Annotated in this window: 24 protein-coding genes; 15 read left to right on the top strand and 9 right to left on the bottom strand. The window is 66.5% G+C overall.

The genetic code is table 11. The features are described 5' to 3' along the window. Positions 1-2 precede the first annotated feature (2 nt). Positions 3-893, bottom strand: a complete 891-nt coding sequence (locus GCU53_RS09865) for an acyltransferase (RefSeq protein WP_152387457.1) — start codon at positions 891-893, stop codon at positions 3-5. Between the two features lie 230 nt (positions 894-1,123). On the opposite strand from GCU53_RS09865, the gene GCU53_RS09860 reads away from it, so the two are divergent. Further along, positions 1,124-1,393: a DUF4212 domain-containing protein gene (locus tag GCU53_RS09860; RefSeq protein ID WP_152387456.1), complete on the top strand. Its 270-nt coding sequence runs from the start codon at positions 1,124-1,126 to the stop codon at positions 1,391-1,393. Positions 1,394-1,403: 10 nt separating this feature from the next. Then, the gene (locus GCU53_RS09855) at positions 1,404-3,173 is read left to right on the top strand and encodes a sodium:solute symporter family protein (RefSeq protein ID WP_152387455.1); all 1,770 of its coding nucleotides are present in this window, start codon (positions 1,404-1,406) and stop codon (positions 3,171-3,173) included. Between the two features lie 216 nt (positions 3,174-3,389). Here the strand turns inward: GCU53_RS09855 and GCU53_RS09850 are convergent, their stop codons facing one another. From GCU53_RS09850 to GCU53_RS09840, 3 genes are all read right to left on the bottom strand, one after another. Next, positions 3,390-4,112, bottom strand: coding sequence for a 3'-5' exonuclease (locus GCU53_RS09850; RefSeq protein ID WP_152387454.1), 723 nt, complete (start codon positions 4,110-4,112; stop codon positions 3,390-3,392). Next, positions 4,109-6,046, bottom strand: coding sequence for a putative nucleotidyltransferase substrate binding domain-containing protein (locus GCU53_RS09845; RefSeq protein ID WP_152387453.1), 1,938 nt, complete (start codon positions 6,044-6,046; stop codon positions 4,109-4,111). The genes GCU53_RS09850 and GCU53_RS09845 overlap by 4 nt, the downstream gene beginning before the upstream one ends. 213 nt (positions 6,047-6,259) lie before the next feature. Continuing rightward, on the bottom strand, positions 6,260-8,434 hold the full coding sequence (locus GCU53_RS09840; protein WP_152387452.1) for a malate synthase G: 2,175 nt from the start codon (positions 8,432-8,434) through the stop codon (positions 6,260-6,262). Between the two features lie 302 nt (positions 8,435-8,736). Here GCU53_RS09840 and GCU53_RS09835 point away from each other — a divergent pair, with 302 nt between their 5' ends. Then, on the top strand, positions 8,737-9,258 hold the full coding sequence (locus GCU53_RS09835; protein WP_152387451.1) for a glycine cleavage system transcriptional repressor: 522 nt from the start codon (positions 8,737-8,739) through the stop codon (positions 9,256-9,258). Positions 9,259-9,264: 6 nt separating this feature from the next. Here the strand turns inward: GCU53_RS09835 and dsbG are convergent, their stop codons facing one another. The 5 genes from dsbG to GCU53_RS09810 form a co-directional block, all read right to left on the bottom strand. Continuing rightward, positions 9,265-10,029 carry a thiol:disulfide interchange protein DsbG gene (gene dsbG, locus GCU53_RS09830; protein WP_152387450.1) on the bottom strand — a complete coding sequence of 255 codons (765 nt, stop codon included), beginning with the start codon at positions 10,027-10,029 and terminating at the stop codon, positions 9,265-9,267. Next, positions 10,026-10,841 carry a TlpA family protein disulfide reductase gene (locus GCU53_RS09825; RefSeq protein WP_152387449.1) on the bottom strand — a complete coding sequence of 272 codons (816 nt, stop codon included), beginning with the start codon at positions 10,839-10,841 and terminating at the stop codon, positions 10,026-10,028. Before GCU53_RS09825 ends, dsbG begins: the two co-directional genes overlap by 4 nt. Positions 10,842-11,097: 256 nt before the next feature. Beyond that, a complete protein-coding gene (gene rarD, locus GCU53_RS09820) occupies positions 11,098-11,994 on the bottom strand; it encodes an EamA family transporter RarD (RefSeq protein ID WP_152387448.1) in 897 nt (298 codons plus the stop codon). A 111-nt stretch (positions 11,995-12,105) separates the two neighbouring features. Next, positions 12,106-13,080, bottom strand: a complete 975-nt coding sequence (locus GCU53_RS09815; RefSeq protein WP_152387447.1) for a serine/threonine protein kinase — start codon at positions 13,078-13,080, stop codon at positions 12,106-12,108. A 117-nt stretch (positions 13,081-13,197) separates the two neighbouring features. Continuing rightward, positions 13,198-13,935, bottom strand: a complete 738-nt coding sequence (locus GCU53_RS09810) for a ComF family protein (RefSeq protein WP_208845471.1) — start codon at positions 13,933-13,935, stop codon at positions 13,198-13,200. A gap of 112 nt (positions 13,936-14,047) precedes the next feature. Here GCU53_RS09810 and bioB point away from each other — a divergent pair, with 112 nt between their 5' ends. The 12 genes from bioB (at position 14,048) to GCU53_RS25690 (ending at position 23,134) form a co-directional block, all read left to right on the top strand. After that, positions 14,048-15,100 carry a biotin synthase BioB gene (gene bioB / locus GCU53_RS09805; protein WP_152387445.1) on the top strand — a complete coding sequence of 351 codons (1,053 nt, stop codon included), beginning with the start codon at positions 14,048-14,050 and terminating at the stop codon, positions 15,098-15,100. A 116-nt stretch (positions 15,101-15,216) separates the two neighbouring features. After that, entirely contained in the window at positions 15,217-16,401 is a 1,185-nt protein-coding gene (gene bioF, locus GCU53_RS09800) for an 8-amino-7-oxononanoate synthase (RefSeq protein WP_152387444.1), read from the top strand. Further along, entirely contained in the window at positions 16,398-17,120 is a 723-nt protein-coding gene (locus GCU53_RS09795) for an alpha/beta fold hydrolase (protein ID WP_152387443.1), read from the top strand. The genes bioF and GCU53_RS09795 overlap by 4 nt, the downstream gene beginning before the upstream one ends. Continuing rightward, entirely contained in the window at positions 17,113-17,916 is an 804-nt protein-coding gene (bioC, locus tag GCU53_RS09790; protein WP_152387442.1) for a malonyl-ACP O-methyltransferase BioC, read from the top strand. Before GCU53_RS09795 ends, bioC begins: the two co-directional genes overlap by 8 nt. 84 nt (positions 17,917-18,000) lie before the next feature. Then, positions 18,001-18,624: a CDP-alcohol phosphatidyltransferase family protein gene (locus tag GCU53_RS09785; RefSeq protein WP_152387441.1), complete on the top strand. Its 624-nt coding sequence runs from the start codon at positions 18,001-18,003 to the stop codon at positions 18,622-18,624. A 31-nt stretch (positions 18,625-18,655) separates the two neighbouring features. Further along, a complete protein-coding gene (locus tag GCU53_RS09780; protein WP_152387440.1) occupies positions 18,656-19,348 on the top strand; it encodes a lysophospholipid acyltransferase family protein in 693 nt (230 codons plus the stop codon). Beyond that, positions 19,348-20,280, top strand: a complete 933-nt coding sequence (locus tag GCU53_RS09775; RefSeq protein WP_152387439.1) for a phosphatidate cytidylyltransferase — start codon at positions 19,348-19,350, stop codon at positions 20,278-20,280. The genes GCU53_RS09780 and GCU53_RS09775 overlap by 1 nt, the downstream gene beginning before the upstream one ends. Before the next feature lie 139 nt (positions 20,281-20,419). Further along, entirely contained in the window at positions 20,420-20,800 is a 381-nt protein-coding gene (locus GCU53_RS26770) for an HIT domain-containing protein (RefSeq protein WP_425278166.1), read from the top strand. A gap of 99 nt (positions 20,801-20,899) precedes the next feature. Beyond that, positions 20,900-21,451 (top strand): pyridoxamine 5'-phosphate oxidase family protein, encoded by a 552-nt coding sequence (locus tag GCU53_RS09765; RefSeq protein WP_152387437.1) that lies wholly within the window; start codon positions 20,900-20,902, stop codon positions 21,449-21,451. 93 nt (positions 21,452-21,544) lie between these two features. Then, on the top strand, positions 21,545-22,378 hold the full coding sequence (locus GCU53_RS09760; RefSeq protein WP_152387436.1) for an arylamine N-acetyltransferase family protein: 834 nt from the start codon (positions 21,545-21,547) through the stop codon (positions 22,376-22,378). A gap of 94 nt (positions 22,379-22,472) precedes the next feature. Next, the gene (locus tag GCU53_RS09755; RefSeq protein WP_208845470.1) at positions 22,473-22,964 is read left to right on the top strand and encodes a tetratricopeptide repeat protein; all 492 of its coding nucleotides are present in this window, start codon (positions 22,473-22,475) and stop codon (positions 22,962-22,964) included. Between the two features lie 5 nt (positions 22,965-22,969). Continuing rightward, positions 22,970-23,134, top strand: coding sequence for a hypothetical protein (locus GCU53_RS25690; RefSeq protein ID WP_208845469.1), 165 nt, complete (start codon positions 22,970-22,972; stop codon positions 23,132-23,134). The last annotated feature ends 447 nt before the right edge of the window (positions 23,135-23,581 follow it).

Below are 23,581 nucleotides of genomic sequence, written 5' to 3'. Positions count from 1 at the left end.
GGTCAGGCCGGGACGCCGCGCAGCCGGCCGATGTGCGCGTCCTTCTCCTCCCACAGGCGGGTCACCCAGGCCTGCATGTACTGGCGGAAGTCTGCATCGTTCTGGTAGTCGCCCTGCCAGAGGGCCGGGTCCAGTTCGCGGATCCGGATGTCGACGATCACCCGCGGCACCTGGCAGCTGATCAGCTCCCAGAAGCCGGGAACGCGCGGACCGGGATAGACCAGGGTGACGTCCAGCAGCGCATCCAGCTGCGGGCCGAGGCTGGCGAGGGCGAAGGCCACTCCGCCCGCCTTGGGGCGCAGCAGGTGGCGGTAGGGCGAAGCCTGCTGGGCGTGCTTGAGCGGCGTGAAACGGGTGCCCTCCAGGTAATTGACCAGCGTGACCGGAGTGTCGCGAAAGCGCCCGCAGGCGCGCCGGGTGATTTCCAGGTCCTCGCCGCGTTTTTCCGGGTGCCGCTCCAGGTAGGCCTTGGAGTGGCGCTTCATGAAGGGGTAGTCGAGGGCCCAGAAGGCCAGCCCGAGGAAGGGCACCCAGATCAGCTCCTGCTTGAGGAAGAACTTGAAGAAGGGCGCCCGACCGCCGAGGGCCTGCATCAGCGCGGGGATGTCCACCCAGCTCTGGTGGTTGCACACCAGCAGGTAGGAACGGTCGCGCCGCAGCCCGGCGCTGCCGCGGATGTCCCAGACGGTGGGGGTGAGCCCGGCGAAGATCCGCTTGCCGATCCGTGCCCAGGTTTCGGCGCACCACATCACGCCTTGCGCGCAGCGCGCCCGCAGGCGATGGCCGGGCAGGATCAGCCTGAGCAGGGCGAGCAGCAGCAGCGGGACGATCATCAGCAGGGTATCGATCAGCAGCAGCAGGAGGACGCCAAGGGCGGTGAACAGCGGGCGCATGGAGAGTCCTTTTCGGCAGAGCGGGGCATCATAAGCGCGAAGCAGGGCGAGCCGCAGCGTCCGGCCCGGTCGAGCGCGGAAGGACAATGGCGCAAGGCTGTGTTCTAGAGGCGTTTCGGTTAGTCAAGCTCTTTGCTGGGACTTTCGTCTATACCAAAGTCTTAAAGCGGGATTTGCCAGCCCTGCTAGTTTCTCTAGGCCATAACAAAAACAATTAGGAGTACTGCCCCATGTCGTCCCCCAAACGGCCAGAAGCCGCACAGGCCTACTGGCAAGAAAACCTGCGGTTGATGTTGATACTGCTGGCCATCTGGTTCTTCATCTCGTTCGGCTGCGGCATCCTGTTCGTCGAACAGCTCAATGCCATACAGTTCTTCGGCTTCCCGCTCGGCTTCTGGTTCGCCCAGCAGGGTTCCATCTTCGGCTTCCTCGGTCTGATCGCCTTCTACGTGTGGAAGATGAATCAGCTCGACCGCAAGCACGATTTCCACGAAGACTGAGGCGCCGAGCATGGACACCCAAACCCTGATCTACCTCTTTGTCGGCGCGACCTTTGCGCTGTACATCGGCATCGCGATCTACACCCGCGCCGGATCCACCAGCGAATACTACGTCGCCAGCAAGGGCGTGCACCCGGTGCTCAACGGCATGGCCACCGGCGCCGACTGGATGTCGGCGGCATCCTTCATCTCCATGGCCGGCATCATCTCCTTCGTCGGCCTGGATGGCAGCGTCTACCTGATGGGCTGGACCGGCGGCTACGTGCTGCTGGCCATGTGCCTGGCGCCCTACCTGCGCAAGTTCGGCAAGTTCACCGTGCCGGACTTCATCGGTGCGCGCTACTACTCGTCCACCGCACGTCTGGTGGCGGTGATCTGCGTGATCTTCATTTCCTTCACCTATGTGGCAGGTCAGATGCGTGGCGTCGGCATCGTGTTCTCCCGCTACCTGGAAGTGGACATCAACACCGGCGTGATCATCGGCATGGCCATCGTGTTCTTCTATTCCGTGCTCGGCGGCATGAAGGGCATCACCTACACCCAGGTGGCGCAATACTGCGTGATGATGTTCGCCTACATGGTGCCGGCGATCTTCCTGTCGATGATGCTGACCGGCAACCCGATCCCGCAGCTGGGCTTCGGCAGCACCGTGCTGGGCAGCGACACCTACCTGCTGGACAAGCTGAACGGCCTGGGTACCGAACTGGGCTTCAACATCTATACCGACGGTACCAAGTCCACCATCGACGTGTTCTTCATCACCATGGCACTCATGGTCGGCACCGCCGGCCTGCCCCACGTGATCGTGCGCTTCTTCACCACCCCGACGGTGCGCGATGCCCGTAAGTCCGCTGCCTGGGCCCTGCTGTTCATCGCCATCCTCTACACCACTGCACCGGCGCTGGCCGCCTTCGCCCGCACCAACCTGCTGACCAGCATTCCGGGCGTGAGCTACGCCGAGGTGCCGAGCTGGTTCAAGACCTGGGAGAAGGCCGGTCTGGTGGCCTGGCTGGACAAAAACGACGACGGCAAGATCCAGTACGGCCCGGGTGCCCCGTTCGCCGGTGCGCCGACCTTCGACAAGGCGCCGGGCGAGCATGGCGAGCGCCAGGTGACCAACGCTCCGACCCCTGCCGCGACCGAGCTGTATGTGGACCGCGACATCATGGTTCTGGCCAACCCGGAAATCGCCAATCTGCCGGGCTGGGTGGTCGCCCTGATCGCCGCCGGCGGTCTGGCCGCCGCGCTGTCCACCGCCGCCGGTCTCTTGCTGGTGATCTCCACCTCGATCTCCCACGACCTGCTGAAGAGCACGCTGATGCCGAAGATCAGCGAGAAACAGGAGTTGCTGGCGGCACGGGTCGCGGCAGCGGTCGCGGTGGTCGTGGCGGGTATCTTCGGCATCTATCCGCCAGCCTTCGTGGCACAGGTGGTGGCGTTCGCCTTCGGTCTGGCCGCGGCCTCGTTCTTCCCGGCCATCGTCCTGGGGATCTTCTCCAAGCGAGCGAACAAGCAGGGGGCGATTGCCGGCATGATCGTCGGTCTGACGTTCACCTTCGCTTACATCGTCTACTTCAAGTTCATCAACCCGTCGCTGGACAATGCCCAGCACTGGTGGTTCGGGATCTCCCCGGAAGGGATCGGCACCCTGGGCATGATCTTCAACGTGATCGTGACCTATGTCGTGTCGATGATCACCGCGCCGCCGCCGGCACAGATTCAGGAACTGATCGAGGACATCCGCATTCCGCGTGGTGCCGGTGCGGCCATCGCCCACTGATCGCCTGACCTGCAGCAGGAAGACCAGCGCCTTCGGGCGCTGGTTTTTTTTGTGCGAAAGAAAGACCAGCGTGCAGATGCCTAGGCCGGAGGAGAGGGCTGGGTCGTGACAATACCTCTCTCCCTAATCCTCTCGCGCAAACGGGAGAGCAATGACCTGGCGAAATCGGACACGTTTCTCCGGACTGATCGCGCAAGCAAGATCGCGAGTTATCGCTCAGAGGGAGTGATGGACGGCGCGGCGCGAGCGATGCCAGCGGGCAGCCCGCTCGCCCAGCTCGGCCATGTTGTCGAGGGCCATGCGCCGGGCGCGGTTGAACAGGATCAGGGCGATCTCCGCGGTAGCCAGGGCATCGGCCGAGGCGTGGTGGCGCTGGGGCATGTCGAGCTTGAAGTACTGGATCCACTGGTCCAGACCTCCCGGATGGACGAGTGCCTCGGGGAACAACATGGGCGCGAGGTCGGCGACGTCGAGAAAGGGATGACGCAGCGTGTAGCCGAGTTCGTTCTTCAGGGCGCGGCTCAGCATGCGCTGGTCGAAGGGCGCATGGAAGGCGAGAAATACGCAGTCGCCGGCATACTCCATGAACTGCAGCAGCGCTTCGGCCGGAACGGTACCGCCGGCCAGGGCGCTGGGCGCGATACCGTGGATCAGCACGCTCTCGGTCACGGTTCTCAGGCGGCGCTGCAGGGTGCACTCGAACTGGTGGGCCAGGTCGATGGCGTCGTTCTCGATGACCACGGCGCCGATCGACAGGACGATGTCGCGGTCGACGTTGAGGCCGGTGGTCTCCAGGTCGAGTACCACGAAGCGCTGGGCGTGCAGCGGGCGGCTGTCCAGGTGCGGCGGTGCCGGCAGGCGGCGCAGGCGCCGCCGCTGGCCGTCGTCGAGCGACGGCCTGTCGATGCCCAGGGAAGACAGGAAGGCAAACGGATTCATAGCTGATATCGCACGCTCAGTCGGCTCTGCAGGCGCTGCGCCTGGCGGAAGGATTCCCGCAGTATGCGCTGATCGAGGCTGTTGAGGGTATCCGGATCGAGGCGGTTGCTGAGCTTGCGGCCTTCGTGCTGCTGCCGCTGGTGGTGCTGCATGCGCATCAGCTGGATGAAGTGGTAGGCCTCCTCGTAGGACGCCGCATTCTTGGGCTCGATCACCCCCTTCGCCGCCAGCTGGCGGAAGCGCTCGAGGGTATTGCTGTCGTGGATGCCGTTGGCCAGGGCGAGGATGCGCGCGCCGTCGACGAAGGGGGTCAGGCCTTCCACCTTGAGATCCAGGGTGTCCTTCTCTGCGCCGCGGCTGGCCACCACGAAGTCGCGCAGGAAGCGGCCGATCGGCGGGCGATGCTGCAGGGCATTGCCGGCCATCATGCGCTGAAACAGGGTGTTCTCGGCGATCATCGCCAGCAGGCTGTCGATGAGCTCCCGGCAGCCTTGGGTCGTTCCCCAGACCGGGCGCAGGTCGAAGAAGATCGTCGAGCGCAGCAGATTTTCGGCGCTCGGTGACTGGATGATGCCGGTGAAGCGGCGCAGCCACTCCTGGCGCGACAGGCACAGCTCGGGGTTGCCGGCCATGACGTTGCCCTTGCACAGGCTGAAGCCGCACCGGTCGAGGGCCAGGTTGATTTCGCGGGCCAGTGGCAGCAGGCGCTGGCGGATGGCTTCGGCCTCGCCGGAGTTGGCCGCCTCGAAGAGGATGCCGTTGTCCTGGTCGGTGTGCAGGGTCTGCTCGCGACGCCCCTCGCTGCCGAATGCCAGCCAGGTGAAGGGCACGCCCGGACCGCCGTGCTTCTCGATCATCAGCTCGATCACCCGGCTCACGGTATGGTCGTTGAGCTGGGTGATGATGTGGGTCAACTGCGCCGGGCTGGCACCGTGGGCGAGCATGTGGTCGATCAGGCGGGCGATGTCGCTGCGCAGCGCCGCCAGGACGGCCACGCTGCTGGCGCTGCTGATGGTGCGCGCCAGATGCACCAGATCGACGCGCTGCAGGGAGAACAGGTCGCGCTCGGAAATCACCCCCACCAGGCGATCGTGCTCCACCACGCAGATATGCGCGATATGCCGCTGGGTCATGGTCAGGGCGGCGTCGAAGGCGGTAGCCGACGGCGGCAGGCGGGCCGGATCGTGGACCATCACCTCCTCCAGCGGCTGAGCGAGGTCGCCGCTGCCCTCGGCGATCACCTGGCGCAGGTCGCGCAGGGTGAAGATGCCGATTGGGTATTCGGCCTCGTCGACCATCACCAGGCTGCCGACGTGCTGCTCGTTCATCAGCCGAACGGCTTCGCGCAGACTGGTGCCGGCGGTACAGAAGACCGGGCGGCGCGCCGCCAGCTCGCCGAGGCGGGTATCCAGCGAATACTGCGCGCCGAGGGTTTCCGCAGCCTTGAGCTGGACCTGCTGGTTGACCAGGTCGAGCAGGCTGCTGACCCCGCGCAGGGCGAAGTCGCGGAACGGGTCCGAGCTGGTCAGCAGCTTGGCGAAGGCCTGGCGTTCGAGAAGCAGGCAGAAGGTGTCTTCGGCGGCGATGTAGTCGGTACGGGTCGGCCGTTCGCCGACCATCGCCGCCACCGGGAAGCACTCGCCAGGGGCGACCTCCATGGTGGTGTCGATGCCGTTGCCGGAGAGGCTCGGGCGCTGGCCGAGGACATGGCCCTGCTTGATGATGCACAGGTGCTCGACCCGTCCGTCGGCCGGCTTGACGATGGAGTCGCCCGCTGCATAGAAGCGCAGCCGGCAATGCTCAACCAGATAGGCCAGATGGCTGCTCTCCATCTGGTCGAACGGCGGATACTGGAGGAGGAACTGCATGGTGCCCTGGATGTTCTGCATGACCGCGGTCTTGCCGGCCTCGGCGAAGGCGTCCGTCTTGCTCATCGGGTGTTCTCCTTGGGGGCTGGATGTCCGCCCTCAATTCTGACATGCAGGCAGTGGACACGGCGCCTCAGGTCGGGCCGCGCGGATTGACGGCGGACAGGGAAAATGCGGATTTTCGGCGGGCCCCCGCGGCACATTCGCAGGGAGGAAAAGAGTGCGCGGCGCGGAGGAGCGCCGGCTGGCGCTCCGGGTCGGCATCCCTGCCGGAGGGGTTCAGCGACCGTACTTGGCCTTGAATTCGCGGCGACGGCGGTGCAGTACCGGCTCGGTATAGCCGTTGGGCTGCTTGGTGCCTTCGACCACCAGTTCGACGGCAGCCTGGAAGGCTACGCCGTCGAAATTGGGCGCCATCGGACGGTACAGCGGGTCGTTGGCGTTCTGACGGTCGACGATCACGGCCATGCGCTTCATGGTTTCCATGACCTGCTCGAGGGTGCACACGCCGTGGCGTAGCCAGTTGGCGATGTGCTGGCTGGAGATGCGCAGGGTGGCGCGGTCTTCCATCAGGCCGACGTCGTTGATGTCCGGGACCTTGGAGCAGCCGACGCCCTGGTCGATCCAGCGCACTACGTAGCCGAGGATGCCCTGGGCATTGTTGTCCAGCTCCTGCTGGATCTCCGCGGCGCTCCAGTTGGTGTCCTTGGCCAGCGGGATGGTCAGGATGTCGTCCAGCGAGGCGCGCTCGCGCTTGGCCAGCTCCTGCTGGCGGGCGAACACGTCGACCTTGTGGTAGTGCAGGGCGTGCAGGGCGGCGGCGGTCGGCGACGGCACCCAGGCGGTGTTGGCGCCGGCCAGCGGGTGGACGATCTTCTGCTCGAGCATGGCGGCCATCAGGTCGGGCATGGCCCACATGCCCTTGCCGATCTGCGCGCGGCCGGACAGGCCGCAGGCCAGGCCGATGTCGACGTTCCAGTTTTCGTAGGCCTTGATCCAGGCGGCGTTCTTCATCTCGCCTTTGCGGATCATCGCGCCGGCTTCCATGGAGGTGTGCAGCTCGTCGCCGGTGCGGTCGAGGAAGCCGGTGTTGATGAACACCACGCGCTCGCGGGCGGCCTTGATGCAGGCCTTGAGGTTGACCGTGGTGCGGCGCTCCTCGTCCATGATGCCGACCTTCAGGGTGTTGCGGGTCAGACCGAGGACATCCTCGACGCGGCCGAACAGCTCGTTGGTGAAGGCGACTTCCTCGGGGCCGTGCATCTTCGGCTTGACGATATAGACGCTGCCGGTGCGGCTGTTCTTGCGGCTGGTGTTGCCCTTCAGGTTGTGCAGGGCGATCAGGCTGGTGAACAGGGCGTCCTGGATGCCTTCCGGCACCTCGTTGCCGTCCTTGTCGAGGATGGCATCGTTGGTCATCAGGTGGCCGACGTTGCGCACGAACAGCAGGGAGCGGCCGTGCAGGGTCAGGGTGCTGCCGTCCGCCGCGGTGTACTCGCGGTCCGCGTTCATGGTGCGAGTGAAGATGCTGCCACCCTTGCTGACCTGCTCGGCCAGGTCGCCCTTCATCAGGCCCAGCCAGTTCTTGTAGGCGATGACCTTGTCGTCGGCGTCGACGGCGGCCACCGAGTCTTCGCAGTCCATGATGGTGGTCAGGGCGGCTTCCATCAGCACGTCCTTCACGCCGGCGGCGTCGGTCTGGCCGATCGGGCTCTGCGGGTCGATCTGGATCTCGAAGTGGATGCCGTTGTGCTTGAGCAGCACGGCCTTGGGCGCGGCCGCCTCGCCCTGGAAGCCGACCAGTTGGGCCGGGTTCTTCAGGCCGGTGGCGTTGCCGCCCTTGAGGGCGACGACCAGCTTGCCGCCGTCGATGCGGTAGCCGGCGGCGTCGCTGTGGGAGGCGCCTTCCAGCGGCGCGGCCTCGTCGAGGAAGGCGCGGGCGAAGGCGATGACCTTGTCGCCGCGGACCTTGTTGTAGCCCTGGCCCTTCTCGGCGCCATCGGTTTCCGGGATGGCATCGGTGCCGTACAGGGCGTCGTATAGCGAGCCCCAGCGGGCGTTGGCGGCGTTCAGGGCGAAACGCGCATTCATGATCGGCACTACCAGCTGCGGGCCGGCCATGCGGGCGATCTCGTCGTCGACGTTCTCGGTGGTGGCGGCGAAATCCTCGGGCTCCGGCAGCAGATAGCCGATCTCCTGCAGGAAGGCCTTGTAGGCTGCAGCGTCGTGGCCCTGGCCGGCACGGGCCTGGTGCCAGGCATCGATCTTCGCCTGCAGTTCGTCGCGCTTGGCCAGCAGGGCGCGGTTCTTCGGTGCCAGGTCGTGGATGACATTGGCGGCGCCGGCCCAGAAGGCGGCGACATCGACGCCGGTGCCGGGGATGGCTTCGGCATTGATGAAGTCATACAGGACTTTGGCGACTTGCAGGCCGCCGACTTGAACGCGCTCGGTCATGTTTGCCTCGTTTTCAGTTGAATTCCGGATCGCACCGGGACGGCGCCCGTTCGTTTTGTAGTGCGTGGCGCAGCATACTACATAAAGGCTGCGGGGAAAGCTGTGTCGCAGGGGATTACCTACGACGAAAGTCAGACAAGAGCGTTCGCCGTCGTGCGAAACGGCTGAAGGGCGGTACCGTGCCTATACTCTGAGAGCGCGTTTTTCGCCTTGCCATTCTCTTCGAAAAATGAGTCTGGCAGCCCGGTGTGTCCGCCGCTAACCGAGGCGGGGCACAAATTCGCCAGCAGAAGGAGACGACTGTGGATCATCTGGTACTGACGGTAATCGCCCGGGACAAGCCGGGGCTGGTGGAACAGATCGCCCAGTGCATCGCCGAGCATGGCGGCAACTGGCTGGAGAGCCGCATGGCTCGCATGGCCGGACAGTTCGCCGGCATCCTGCGGGTAGCCGTGCCCGAGGCGGCGCATGGCGACCTTTCCGCCGCGCTGCACGACCTGGAGGGCCAGGGCATCCGCGTGCTGCTGGCGCCGAGCGGCGACGAGCCGGCTACCGCCTGGCGCTCGATCCAGCTGGAGCTGGTCGGCAACGACCGTCCCGGCATCGTGCGCGACATCACCCGCCTGCTCGCCGAGCACGGCGTCAACCTGGAAGGCCTGGACACCGAGGTGGCGCCGGCGCCGATGAGCAGCGAGATGCTGTTCCATGCCCAGGCCCAGCTGGCGGTCCCCATGGAACTGTCGCTGGAGCTGTTGCAGCAGCGCCTGGAAACCCTGGCCGACGACCTGATGGTGGAGCTGATTCTGCGTCCTGACGAGGAGTAGGGCCGCTTATTTCGGCCCCAGGATCTGCGCCAGCGCCTCCGGATCGGGGGCGCCCTGCTGTTGCTGCAGACGGCCCCGCTCGTCCAGGTGGAAGATGGCTGGAGTCGCCATCGCGCCCAAGGCGTTCATCAGCTCGAGATTGTCCTCCAGGCGCTTGCCGATCTGTGTCGGGATCTCCGCCAGGGCCTTGAGCGTACTGGCCTTGCCGGCAGCCTCATGTTCGCGCAGAGCCCGCTCCGGTTCTTCGACCGCGAGCAGCGCGGCGGCCTTGCCGGCGCTGTCGGCGCGCAGGATGCCGACCATGATGTGGCGCAGCTGCACCTTGCCGGAGTCGACCCAGGGCCGCGCCTGTTTCCAGAACAGGGTGCAGTAGGGGCAGTTCGGGTCGGAGAACAGGTAGACGGTGCGCGGCGCCGCGGCGCTGCCGTCGGCGATCCAGGCGCTGCGCTCCATGCGCGCCCACATCTCCTTGCCCATCGGTGCGTAGACCAGCTCTTCCAGCTGCGGCCGGGTCAGGTCCTGGCCCTGGGCATCGAGCAGGTTGCCGATCAGCACGTGCTGGCCGTCGGGAGTCAGGTAGAGCGCCATGCCCTGGCCGTTATAGCGGGCGGCATAGCCCTTCAGGCCGCCCGGTGCCTCGAAGGTGCCGACGATTTCGGCGCCGCGGGCTTCGGCGGCCTTGATCGGCGCCGGCAGCTCCTCGGCCCGGACAGGCGCCACCAGCAGGCTCAGGCCGGCCAGCAGGAGGGAAAGGCGTTCGAAACGCATCATGGCTGGGTATCCTCGTGCAGGGTTTCCAGGGCGCGGGCCAGGCTCGCGCGGGACAGCTCGCCGAGGTGGCTGCCGATCCGGCGGCCCCCGGCGTCGTAGAACAGGGTGGTGGGCAGGGCACCGGAGCCGACCTGCCGGCCGAGACGGGCGTTCTGGTCGAGCAGCACGTTCTCGAGGGGGAGCGCGCTGCCAGCGAGAAAGCGCGCGATGTCCCCGGCACTCTCGCCCTGGTTGACGAACAGGACGGTCAGTCCGCCTTCCCGGGCCTGGGCCTGAGCCAGGAGCGGCATCTCGCGCCGGCAGGGCGGGCACCAGCTGGCCCAGAGGTTGATCACCAGGGGCTTGCCCCGATAGTCCTGCAACTGCACCGGCGCGCCATGCATGTCGTGCAGGGTCAGCGTGGGCAGGTGCGCCTCGCGCTCCACGGCTTGCCAGACAAGGTTGCTCGCGCCCCAGCCCAGCACGCCGACTGCCAGTGCCAGGCCGAGCGGCTGGCGCAGCGCTCGGTCGCGCCAGGCCTGCCAGGCGCCCAGCAACAGTGCGGCGAGCACGCCGGGCCAGGCGATGAAGCCGCCGTCGCGGATATCCACAACCCGCCACCATGCTTCCTGATAGTGCTCGAAGTAGCTGACGACGAAGGTCAGCCGCGCGACCAGCAGGGCAACCAGCAGCAGGCGGAACAGCTGTGGCTCGGGATTGCGCGCGCTGGCGCGGCCGGTCCACCAGCCGGTCAGCAGGGCCAGCAGCAGGCTGCCGAGCAGCAACAGGTAGGGTATGGGCAGGGCCAAGGGGCCCAGGTTCAGGGTCAGCATCGCTGCGGCCCCGGGTCATGAGAGCAAGCAGACAGGCAGCCAATCCCCAGATCGGCTGGACAGCGCTGTGGATAACCTGGGGAGTCCGGCCGATGTGCCAGGCGGGGCGGGGCTTGCCGGAACTTGATCGAAAAATGAGCAGTGTCTTGGTTTTGTGCACAGCTGGCGTGAATGCCTCTGTGGATAAGCTTGGGAGTCTTGGCTACAGGCCAGGCGGGACCTGGCCTGTAGCAGTTTGCGCGAAAAACGTACAGGGTCATGGGCCGGCGGACGCCTGGCGTAGGCCGCGCCAGATATCCAGGCTGTAGACCGCCAGGCCCAGCCAGATGCAGACGAAGGCCAACAGCCTTCCCCGCTCCAGCGGCTCGCCGTAGACAAACACCGCCAGCAGCAGCACGAGGGTCGGCGCCAGGTACTGCAGAAAGCCCAGGGTGGCATAGGGCAGGTGCCGAGCCGCAGCGTTGAAGCAGAGCAGCGGCACCAGGGTGACCGGGCCGGCGGCGGCCAGCCAGAGCGCCTGCGACGTGCTCCAGAAGGTGTCCTGGGCGCTGCTGGCGCCCGGATGCAGCCACAGCCAGCCGAGGGCCAGCGGCAGCAGCAGCCAGGTTTCCACCAGCAGGCCGGGCAGCGCGGCGATCGGCGCCTGCTTGCGGATCAGCCCGTAGAAGCCGAAGGAGAAGGCCAGCACCAGCGAGATCCACGGCAGGCTGCCGAGCTGCCAGAGTTGCTGCAGCACGCCGAGGGCCGCCAGCCCGACCGCCAGCCACTGCAACGGGCGCAGGCGCTCGCCGAGCAGCAGCAGGCCGAGCAGCACGTTGACCAGCGGGTTGATGTAGTAACCCAGGCTGGTCTCCAGCATGCGCCCGTTGTTCACCGCCCAGACGTAGAGCAGCCAATTGCAGGCGATCAGCAGGCTGCTGCCGGCGAGCACGGCGACGCGCCGTGGATGCGCGCGCAGCTCCCGCCACCAGCCCGGATGCCGCCAGAGCTGCAGCAGGAGCAGCCCACACAGCGCCGACCAGAGCACCCGGTGGACCAGGATTTCCTCGGCGGGGATGCTTGACAGGGTCTTGAAGTAGAGGGGAAACAGGCCCCAGATCCCGTAGGCGGTGAGGCCCAGCAGATACCCGCGGCGCGGGTTGGCGGCATGCATGCGGTGGTCCCGATCGGCAGCTGGCGAGGCCGTCGATTCTAGGGGCAAGGATCCGGGCCGTCTGTCCGTTTCGTGCAGACTCTTGTCTCGACCGGGGCCGCAAGGCCCGGTTCAGAACAGCCGCAGCGGTTCCTCGTCCAGCGCCGCCCGCTGCTCGCGCAGGGTGAGGACCTGGTCGCCCCAGTAGCGCTCGGTCCCGAACCAGGAAAAGCTCGGCGGGAACGCCGGGTCGTCCCAGCGCCGCGCCAGCCAGGCGCTGTAGTGGATCAGGCGCAGGGCGCGCAGGCCCTCGATCAGCGCCAACTGGCGCGGGTCGAAGTCGTGGAACTCCTGGTAGCCGTCCATCAGCTCGGCGAGCTGGGCAAGGCGCTCCTGGCGGCTGCCGGCGAGCATCATCCACAAGTCCTGCACCGCCGGGCCCATGCGGCAGTCGTCCAAGTCGACGATATGGAAGGTTTCGTCGCGGCATAGCAGGTTGCCCGGATGGCAATCGCCGTGGATGCGGATCGTCCGGTAGGTCGTCGACCCGAACAGCGCGTCGAGGCGCGCCAGCAGGTCGCGGGCCACCGACTCGTAGGCCGGGCGCAGGCTGGCTGGGACGAAGCCGCCGTCGAGCAGGGTGGCCAGCGAGTCGTGGCCGAAGTTGGCCACCGTCAGCTCCTCGCGGTGTTCGAACGGTCGGCTCGCACCCACTGCATGCAGGCGGCCGAGCAGGCCACCGAGGCGGTACAACTGGTCCAGATTGCCCGGTTCCGGCGCCCGGCCGCCGCGCCGGGGAAACAGGGCGAAGCGGAAGCCGGCGTGCTCGAACAGGGTCTCGTCATCCTTGGAAAGCGGTGCAACCACCGGCACCTCGCAGTCGGCCAGTTCCAGGCTGAAGGCGTGCTCCTCGCGGATCGCCGCATCGCTCCAGCGCTGCGGCCGATAGAACTTGGCGATCAGCGGTTCGCCGTCTTCGATGCCGACCTGATAGACGCGGTTCTCGTAGCTGTTCAGCGCCAGCACGCGGGCGTCGCTGAGATAGCCGAGGCTCTCCACGGCGTCGAGGACCAGGTCGGGGGTGAGGGAATCGAAGGGATGGCTCATGGGGAACTCCAGGGACTATGGTCCACAGTCTAGCGGTTGCACAGGCGTGCTGTATCGGTGGGCACTGCGCTGCAGTGCCCGTAGGCGCGGCCTTGGCCGCGACGCGTCCGGATCCGCTCAGCTCCCGTCCGGCTTCGGCGTGCGCGCCAGGCAGTAGACGTCGACCCGTGCGGCACCGGCCGCACGCAACAGGCGGGCGAGGGCTGTAGCGGTGGCGCCGGTGGTCAGCACATCGTCGACCAGCGCCAGGTGGCGGCCGGCGACCGCCGCGTGATCGGCTAGGGCGAAGGCGCCGCGCAGGTTGCGGCGCCGGGTGGCGGCATCCAGTTCCTGCTGGGCCGGGGTGTCCTGCGGGCGCTGCAGCAGGTTTTCCTCCACCGGCAATTGCAGTGACTGGCTCAGCCAGCGGGCGAGCATTTGCGCCTGGTTGAAGCCGCGCCGGCGCAGGCGGCCTTTCGCCAGAGGCACCGGCAGCAGGCAGTCGGGGCGCGGCAGGCCCTCGGCGAAGGCATGTTGCAGATGGCGGGCGAGCAGCTCGCCGAGCAGCCGGCCCAGCGGCCAGCGTGCCTGGTGCTTGAAGCGGGCGATCAGGGTGTCGACCGGAAAGGCGTAGCGCCAGGGCGCCTCCACCCGGGTGAAGGCCGGCGGCGTTTTCTGACAGGCGCCGCAGACCAGGCCTGCCACCGGCAGCGGCAGGGCACAGACCGTGCAATGCGCGCCGAGCCACGGCAGTTCGGCCTCGCAGCTGGTGCACAGCGGCAGGCCGGTTTCGGCCGGCTCGTCGCACAAGAGACAGTTCTGATTGTTTTTTAACCAGTTGTAAACCGCTTTCAATGGGTTTGGTTGACAGCGCATCGGGCTTCCCTAAACTTATGCCGCTCATCCCTATAGCGCCACGCACTCTAGCAGGTCGTGGCTTGTCGACCGAACGCCCGACCGCCCGGGCCCTTCTTGCAAGGAAGAACCCATGAGTGCCACCGCTCCCCTGCGCCACGACTGGACCCTCGACGAGGTCCGGGCCCTGTTCGAGCTGCCGTTCAACGACCTGCTGTTCCAGGCGCAGACGGTGCACCGCCAGCACTTCGACCCCAACCGCGTGCAGGTGTCGACCCTGCTGTCGATCAAGACCGGTGCCTGCCCGGAGGACTGCAAGTACTGCTCGCAGTCCGGCCATCACAACACCGGCCTGGACAAGGCCAAGCTGATGGAGGTGCAGAAGGTCATCCAGGCCGCCGCCGAGGCCAAGGCCATCGGCTCCACCCGCTTCTGCATGGGCGCCGCCTGGAAGCACCCTTCCGCCAAGGACATGCCCTACGTGCTGGAGATGGTCAAGGGCGTGAAGGCCCTGGGCCTCGAGACCTGCATGACCCTCGGCACCCTGAGCCGCGAGCAGACCCGGGCGCTGGCCGAGGCCGGCCTCGACTACTACAACCACAACCTCGACACCTCGCCGGAGTTCTACGGCAACATCATCACCACCCGCACCTACGCCGAGCGCCTGGAAACCCTGGCCCACGTGCGCGAGGCGGGGATGAAGATCTGCTCCGGCGGCATCCTCGGCATGGGCGAGTCCCTCGACGACCGCGCGGGCCTGCTGATCCAACTGGCCAACCTGCCGGAGCACCCGGAATCGGTGCCGATCAACATGCTGGTCAAGGTCCAGGGCACCCCGCTGGAGAACGCCGAGGACGTCGACCCCTTCGACTTCATCCGCACCCTCGCCGTGGCGCGGATCATGATGCCCAAATCCCACGTGCGGCTGTCCGCCGGCCGTTCCGAGATGAACGACCAGATGCAGGCCCTGGCCTTCTTCGCCGGCGCCAACTCGATCTTTTACGGCGAGCGCCTGCTGACCACCGGCAACCCCGAGGCGGAGAAGGACATGCAGCTGTTCGCCCGCCTCGGCATCCAGCCGGAGGAGCGCGAGGGGCATGCCGACGAGGTGCACCAGGCGGCCATCGAGCAGGCGCTGATCGAGCAGAAGAACAGCGCGCTGTTCTACGACGCGACCTCGGCCTGATCCTTCGCTTGGTAGATGGATAAAGCGCCATCCACCCTACGCAGGCCGAAACCTGTTCGTAGGGTGGATAACCCGCTTGCGGTTATCCACCGTCCCTTACCCCTGCGGATAGTCCAATGAGCTTTGATCTCGCCGCCCGCCTCGCCGCCCGCCTCGCTGCCCGCCGCGCCGAGCACCTCTACCGCCAGCGCCCGCTGCTGGACAGCCCGCAGGGGCCGGAGGTGGTCGTCGGCGGCCGGCCGCTGCTGGCCTTCTGTTCCAACGACTACCTGGGGCTGGCCAACCATCCCGAGGTGATCCGCGCCCTGCAGCAGGGGGGCGAGAAGTGGGGCGTTGGCGGCGGTGCCTCGCATCTGGTGATCGGCCACAGCACCCCGCACCACGAACTGGAGGAGGCGCTCGCCGAGTTCACCGGCCGCCCGCGTGCGCTGCTGTTCTCCACCGGCTACATGGCCAATCTGGCGGCGGTGACGGCGCTGGTGGGGCAGGGCGACACGGTGCTGGAGGACCGCCTCAACCACGCCTCCCTGCTGGATGCCGGGCTGCTTTCCGGGGCGCGCTTCTCGCGCTACCTGCACAACGATCCGGCGAGCCTCGCCGCCCGTCTGGACAAGGCTGTCGGCAACACCCTGGTGGTCACCGACGGGGTGTTCAGCATGGACGGCGACCTGGCCGACCTGCCGGCGCTCTGCGCTACCGCCAGAGAGAAAGGCGCCTGGGTCATGGTCGACGACGCCCACGGCTTCGGCCCGCTGGGCGCCCATGGCGGCGGCATCGTCGAGCACTTCGGCCTGGGCCTCGACGAAGTGCCGGTGCTGGTCGGCACCCTGGGCAAGGCCTTCGGCACCGCCGGGGCCTTCGTCGCCGGCAGCGAGGCGCTGATCGAGACGCTGATCCAGTTCGCCCGGCCCTACATCTACACCACCAGCCAGCCGCCGGCGGTGGCCTGTGCGACCCTGAAGAGCCTTGAGCTGCTGCGCAGCGAAGGCTGGCGCCGCGAGCACCTGAACCGCCTGATCGCCCGCTTCCGCGCCGGCGCAGCCGAGCTGGGCCTGACCCTGATGGACAGCCCGACGCCGATCCAGCCGCTCGTGATCGGCGACAGCGCCCGCGCCATGGACTTCTCCCGCCTGCTGCGCGAGCGCGGCTTCCTGGTCGGCGCCATCCGTCCGCCGACCGTGCCGGCCGGCACCGCGCGGCTGCGGGTGACCCTTTCAGCCGCCCACAGCGAGGAGCAGCTCGACCGCCTGCTCGCCGCGCTGGGCGAGTGCCGGGCGCTGCTGCCGGAGGATGATGCATGAGCCGATTGATCCTGCTGCCCGGCTGGGGCCTCGGCCCGGCCGCCCTGGAGCCGCTGATCGGCGCCTTGCGCGAGCAGGGCGTGGATGTCGGGTTGGCCGACCTGCCGGCGCCGGGCGCGGGCGATCCCGAGAGCTGGCTCGCCGAGCTGGACGCCCGCCTGCCGCAGAATGTCTGGCTCGGCGGCTGGTCGCTGGGCGGCATGCTCGCCACGGCGCTGGCGGCGCGGCGCGGCGCACGCTGCCGCGGACTGCTCACCCTGGCCAGCAACGCCTGCTTCGTCGCCCGCGAAGACTGGCCGCAGGCGATGACCCGGGACACCTTCGCCACCTTCCGCGACGGCTGCGCCCGAGACGCCGCGGCCATCCTCAAGCGCTTCGCGCTGCTCTGCAGCCAGGGCTGCGCCGAGGCCCGCGCCCTGTCGCGCCAGCTCAACCAGGGCATCCCGGCCGAGGAAACGGCGCAGCGCCTCGCCGGCCTCACGGTGCTCGCCGCGCTGGACAACCGTGCGGCGCTGGCGGCCTTCGCCGGCCCGCAGCTGCACCTGCTGGCCGAGGCCGACGCCCTGGTGCCGGCGGCCGCCGCCGAACCGCTGCAGACCCTGCTGCCGCACGGCGCGGTCGAGCGCATCGCCGGCAGCGGCCATGCCTTCGTTCTCGAACGGCCGCAGGCGCTCGCCGCGCGGCTGGCCGCCTTCATCCGCGAGGCCGACGATGACTGACACCCCCCAGAACCCGCTGCCGGACAAGCGCCGGGTCGCCGCCTCCTTCTCCCGTGCCGCCGCCAGCTACGACGAGGTGGCCGGGTTGCAGCGCGCGGTCGGCAGCGAACTGCTGGCCCGCCTGCCGGCCGGCATGCGCGCGCAGCGCTGGGTCGACCTGGGTAGCGGCACCGGCCATTTCTCCCAGGCGCTGGCCGAGCGCTTCCCCGCCGGGCAGGGCATGGCGCTGGATCTCGCCGAGGGCATGCTGCGTCACGCCCGGCCACGCGGCGGCGCGGCGCACTTCGTCTGCGGCGATGCCGAGCATCTGCCGCTGGCCGACGCCAGCCAGGATCTGGTCTTCTCCAGCCTGGCGCTGCAGTGGTGCGGCGACTTCGCCTCCGTGCTCGCCGAGGCGCGCCGGGTGCTGCGTCCGGGCGGCGTGCTGGCCTTCAGCAGCCTGTGCACCGGCACCCTGCAGGAGTTGCAGGACAGCTGGCAGGCGGTCGACGGCTTCGTCCACGTCAACCACTTCCGCCGTTTCCGGGACTACCGGCAGCTGTGTGCCGACAGCGGCCTCGACGTCCTCGACCTGCGCCTGGAGACGTGCGTGCTGCATTACCGCGACCTGCGCCATCTGGCCCACGAACTCAAGGCCCTCGGCGCCCACAACCTCAACCCCGGCCGCCCGGACGGCCTCACCGGCCGCGCACGGCTGCTAGCGCTGGTCGAGGCCTACGAGCGCTTGCGCACGCCCCAGGGGCTTCCGGCCACCTGGCTGCCGGTCTACGGGGTGCTGCGCCGGCGCGCGGAGTAGGCGCACGCGGCACATGGACGCCGGCCGGGCAGGGCGGCTATCGTGCGCTACCCTCGGGAAAGCCCCCGGCAACGGACCCTGCCCATGCCCTCCATCTACCAGCTCAAGCCGCGTTTCCAGAACCTGCTGCGCCCCCTGGTGCGGCGTCTTTACGAGCGCGGCGTCAGCGCCAACCAGGTGACCCTCGCCGCCGCCGTCGTTTCCGTGCTGTTGGGCGCGCTGGTCGCCGCCTTTGCCAGCCACGCCTGGCCGTTCGCCCTGATCCCGCTGTGGATGTTCCTGCGCATGGCGCTGAACGCCATCGACGGCATGCTCGCCTGCGAGTTCGGCCAGCAGTCGCGTCTCGGCGCCTACCTCAACGAGCTGTGCGACGTGATCGCCGACAGCGCGCTGTTCCTGCCTTTCGCGCTGGTGCCGGGGGTGACGCCGCTGGCGGTGGTCGGCGTGACCCTGCTCGCGGTGATCGTCGAATACGCCGGAGTCATGGGGCCGCTGGCCGGCGCCGGGCGCCGCTACGACGGGCCGATGGGCAAGAGCGACCGCGCCTTCTGCTTCGGCGTGCTCGGCGCGGGTGTCGCCGGCGGCCTGCTGCCCGGCGCCTGGATCGACGGCCTGCTCGCCCTGATCGCCGCGCTGCTGCTCTGGACCCTGGCCAACCGCGTGCGCCAGGGCATCGCCGAGGCCGAGCGAAACCATCCGCCGGCCTGAGCCGAACGCATCGCCGCAAGGAGCGAGCCCGATGAACGATCCGCAGATTCCCCCGCCTGGCGAAGACCTGCCCGCCGCCCCCACGCCGTGCTCGCGTCCCTCGCGGGCGCAGCGCCTACTGGCCTGGCCGATCACCGGCTTCGCCCGCCTGCTCACCGGCGCGCGCAGCCTGTGGCGCGGCTGCGCCCCGGAGCCGAAGCAGCGCATCTACTTCGCCAACCACTGCAGCCATGCTGACTTCGTGCTGCTCTGGTCGTCGCTGCCGCCGGCCCTGCGCGCGCGCACCCGCCCGGTGGCCGGCGCCGACTACTGGCAGCGCGATGCGCTGCGCCGTTTTCTGATCCACCGGGTGTTCCACGGCGTGCTGATCGACCGCGAACTGCACGACCGGCACAGCAACCCGCTGCAGCCGCTGCTCGACGCCCTGGCCGGCGGCGACTCGCTGATCCTCTTCCCCGAGGGCACGCGCAACCCCGGCGAGGGCCTGCTGCCGTTCAAGAGCGGCCTCTACCGCCTCGCCCGCACCTGTCCACAGGTCGAGCTGATGCCGGTGTGGATCGCCAACCTCAACCGGGTGATGCCCAAGGGCCGCGTGCTGCCCCTGCCGCTGCTGTGCACGGTGACCTTCGGCGCGCCCCTGAGCCTCGGCCCCGGCGAGGGCAAGGAGGCCTTCCTCGCCCGCGCCCGTGAAACCCTGCTGAACCTGGCCATGGAGGCCGACTGATGCAAGCCAACACCCTCGCGCTGTTCGCCGGCATCGGCGCCCTGCTGGCGCTGGCATCCTTGATCGGCTTTGTCCTCAAGTGGCGCTGCCGCGGTGCCGACAACCCGGTGATCGACAACCTCAACGCGCGGATCAACGCCTGGTGGGTGATGGTCGCGGTGCTCGGCGGTGCCTTCTGGCTCGGCCACGGCGCAGTGATCCTGCTGTTCTGTGCCGTGTCCTTCTTCGCCCTGCGCGAATTCATCACCCTGACCCCGACCCGCGGCAGCGACTACCCGGCGCTGGTCGCAGCTTTCTATTTCGTGCTGCCTGCGCAGTACCTGCTGATCACCTACGACTGGTACGGACTGTTCTCGATTTTCATCCCGGTCTACGTGTTCCTCCTGCTGCCGATCCTCGCCGCCTTCGGCGGCGACACCACCGCCTTCCTCGAGCGCGCGGCCAAGGTGCAGTGGGGCACCATGATCGCGGTGTTCTGCATCTCCCACGTGCCGGCCCTGCTGAACCTCGACATTCCGGACTACGCAGGTCGCAACCTGCTGCTGATCGCCTGGCTGGTGTTGGTGGTGCAGCTTTCCGACGTGCTGCAGTACGTCTGCGGCAAGCTGCTGGGCAAACGCCGGATCGCCCCGCGCCTGTCGCCCTCGAAGACCGTCGAAGGCTTCGCCGGCGGCATCGCCCTCGCCAGCCTGACCGGCGCCGCGCTCTACTGGATCACCCCGTTCGACGTCTGGCAGGCCGCGCTGATCGCTCTGATCGTCACTTTGCTTGGTTTCTTCGGCGGCCTGGTCATGTCCGCCATCAAGCGCGATCGTGGCGTGAAGGACTGGGGCCACATGATCGAAGGCCACGGCGGCATGCTCGACCGGCTGGATTCGGTGTGCTTTGCGGCGCCGGTGTTTTTTCATCTGTTGCGGTGGGGGTGGGCGTGACGGTTGGGGGAGAGGAGGGTTGCAATGGGCAGGAATGTTATCCATCACATCCGTTTGGATATTATGGCGCTAGTGGTATCCAATTGTTGGAGGTCATCAAATTGCGATACGCCGTCCTTCTCTTGCCAATAGCCTTGCTGTGGTCCCTGATCTGCATCGGATAGATCACAGACGAAGAGGTAGCTGCCCTCTGTATTCGCGACAGTTCTCGTTTGAATCCGTGCCTAAGAAAAGGTGGATCGCCGAGACCGCGAATGCCTTTGCGTTTCGTAACAAGAATCCTCAGGCGCCGGTGCATGTCTTGGTCGTCCCCAAAAAGCGGGTTTCCACTGTTCTCCAGGCACCGGACGCTCTCCTTGGTGAGATGCTGGGGCTTGTGAGACGTGTCGCCGAGCAGGAAGGTATCGCACGGGAGGGTTTTCGCACCGCCATCAACACGCATCCGCAAAGCAGGCAGGGTATCTATCACTTGCACATCCACGTCCTCGGCGGGCGGCAGATGAAATGGCCTCCAGGTTAGGGGCTGTCGCTTGAGAGGGGCGCGCCAACTTTTCCCTTCAAACATCGTGGGGGCGTGCATCTTCAACTTCATCGTTTGCTTCCAAATACGGAGCACCTAATGGGTCAGCGATTCAACGAGCTATCCGAAAAACATATCCGATTCATCGTCGAACAGAAGATTTTCTTTGTTGGGACGGCCACTGCAGACAGCCGTGTGAACATCTCTCCAAAAGGCATGGACTCGTTGAGGGTTCTAGGCAACTCCCGCATTGCCTGGCTAAACGTTACGGGTAGTGGCAATGAGACATCTGCCCATGTACAGCAAGATTCACGGATGACGGTCATGTTTTGTGCCTTTGATGGTAAGCCGTTGATTCTTCGAATTTACGGCTCGGCAAAAGTTATCCACAAAAGCGATTCCGAGTGGAACGACCTCTTTCCTTTGTTCAAACCATTGCCAGGTGCTCGGCAGATTTTCGATGTTGCAATTAGTCTCGTGCAAACTTCTTGCGGAATGGCCGTTCCCTGTTTTTCGTATGTCGGTGATCGTGAGTTGCTTTCTGATTGGGCGGTTGAGAAAGGGGATGAAGATTTGAAGCGATACTGGGAAGAGGAAAATCAAGTGAGCCTAGACGGTATCCCAACCAATATTGTCGAAAGAAATGGCTGACAAAACACTCAGCGGGTAACGTCAAATAGCTGTGCTTTTGCCGTCTGCTGAATCTGCCTACCAGGCGGCCAGACAAATACAGAGCGTAATGTCATGAACAATAAAAGCTTCGACCTCGACGCCTATTTCGCCCGCCTGAACCATTCCGGCCCCGTACAACCGACGCAGGATTGCCTGGAGGCGCTCCACCGTGCCCAGCTCTATACGATTCCGTTCGAGAATTTCGATATCCAGCTCGGGCGCGGCATCTCGCTCGAGCCCGCGGCGCTGTGCGACAAGCTGGTGCACCGGGCGCGCGGGGGGTATTGCTTCGAGCTCAACGGCCTGTTCCTGATGGCGCTCCAGGCCATCGGTTTCGAGGCGCGTCCGCTGCTGGGGCGGGTGCATCTGGTCGAGCCGCCGTCGGGACGGGAGCATCTGTTTATCCTGGTGACGCTGCAGGGGAGGCCGTGGATCGCCGACGTCGGTTTCGGCGGACCCGGCTTTCGCGCGCCCATTCCGTTCGAGCTCGATCGCCCGGCCAGCCGCGACGGGCTGACGTTCCGCTTCGTCGAGGCCGGGCCCTTCGGCGTCATGCTGCAGACCCTGAAGCAGGGGCAGTGGCTCGACCTCTACAGTTTCGATCTGGGCCACGTGTTCCCGGCGGATATCGCGCTGGGCAACCACTTCACCTCGACCCATCCCGGCTCTCTCTTCTCCTTGGCCCGTGTCGTCGCGCTGCCGACCCCGGGCGGACGTGTCTCGCTCCTCAACCGTACGCTCAGAACCGTCAGTGCGGGGGCAGAGCAGGTATGGGAGCTGACGGAGGGCCAGGCCTATCTCGATGCCTTGAAGACCCACTTCGGCATCGAGCTTGATGCGCCCTACGAGGCGCTCCGCCCGCTTTCCGGTGCGGGACAGGGAAAAGGGCCGGAGCTTGAATGGTGAGCCACGGCCGGCCTGCTCCTGTCCGGGAAAGGGGTTTTTGACCCGAGTGTCAGGTAATAGGCTGTTTCCGATGCCTTCCTTTATGAGGAGTGTGATGAAAAGGTATCGCTTGCTGTTCCTGGGCTGGGTGGCGCTTTCGGCCAGGGCGGAAATCACCGAGCAGCAGATCGAGGCCGACTGCCTGACAATAGCCTCGTATTCCGCCCAAGGGGGTGATCACTACCGGCAGCGCGACTATGCGAAGGCAAGGGAGCTGTACGAACAGCAGGCTGCCTGGTCCGAGAGTCGCCAGCTGGATGATGCCAGGATCGCGACTGCCTACAACAATGTCGCCGTGACCTACATCCGCGAGGGCGACTACCTGAAGGCCCGAGCTTGGTTGCAACTGATGCCGGACGACAGCAAGTCGGTCCACAACCTGGGCCTGATCGAAGACAAGCTGCCCGCTGCGCTGGCGGAGGTGTCCGCCTCTGCCGAGGGCGAGTACTGGCAGTACGCCGGGAAGTCGCTCTGGAACGTCATTCGGATTGGTCGCGAGGGCAAGGGGCTATCGCCTCGACTTCGAGGGCTATTACCCCTGGCCTGATGGCCATGTATCACGGCCCCAACATCGGCGAGTTTTCCGCCTCGCTGGACCTGTCGGGCGGTCATGCGCGCTACTCGATGGACGAAGGCGGAGAGGGCGATCTGGACTGCGTCTACGACTTTTCGGCCGGGAAGGATGCACTGGAGGTGACCCGGCTGTCCGGCAACTAGTGTGGCTTCGGCCACAACGTTTCCGCCGAGGGGAAGTACGTCAAGGTAGGCGGATAGGCTTCCCATATGCACCGGTCAAGCAATCATTGCCAGGTTATGTTGGCGAAGGGCCTCAGGTTAGGGCGTGGCTTACTTGTGGTATTCAGATGTTCTTAAAAGAATATTTCAATTAACTGTTGACGCCCCGCTTCGAGGCCCTATAATGCGCCCCACTTCCTGCGCAGTGGCACCGGAAACCCTTGAAAATCAAGGGCTTGCCTGTGAGGCTGGTAGCGGGGGCAGGCGCTCGAGAGGGATGCGAAACGACCTTCATCGAAACGCTTGACAGGCTTCAAGGCTGCTGTAGAATGCGCGGCCTCGGTTGAGACGAAAGCTCAAGCGAAACGCTCTTTAACAAGTCGAATCAAGCAATTCGTGTGGGTGCTTGTGGATAGAACCGGTGGTCGC

The sequence above is a fragment of the Azotobacter salinestris genome, from assembly GCF_009363155.1.
GTDB classification, from domain to species: domain Bacteria; phylum Pseudomonadota; class Gammaproteobacteria; order Pseudomonadales; family Pseudomonadaceae; genus Azotobacter; species Azotobacter salinestris.
The sequence above is the reverse complement of the archived record's forward strand: the minus strand, read 5'-3'. Positions and strand labels throughout refer to the sequence as shown.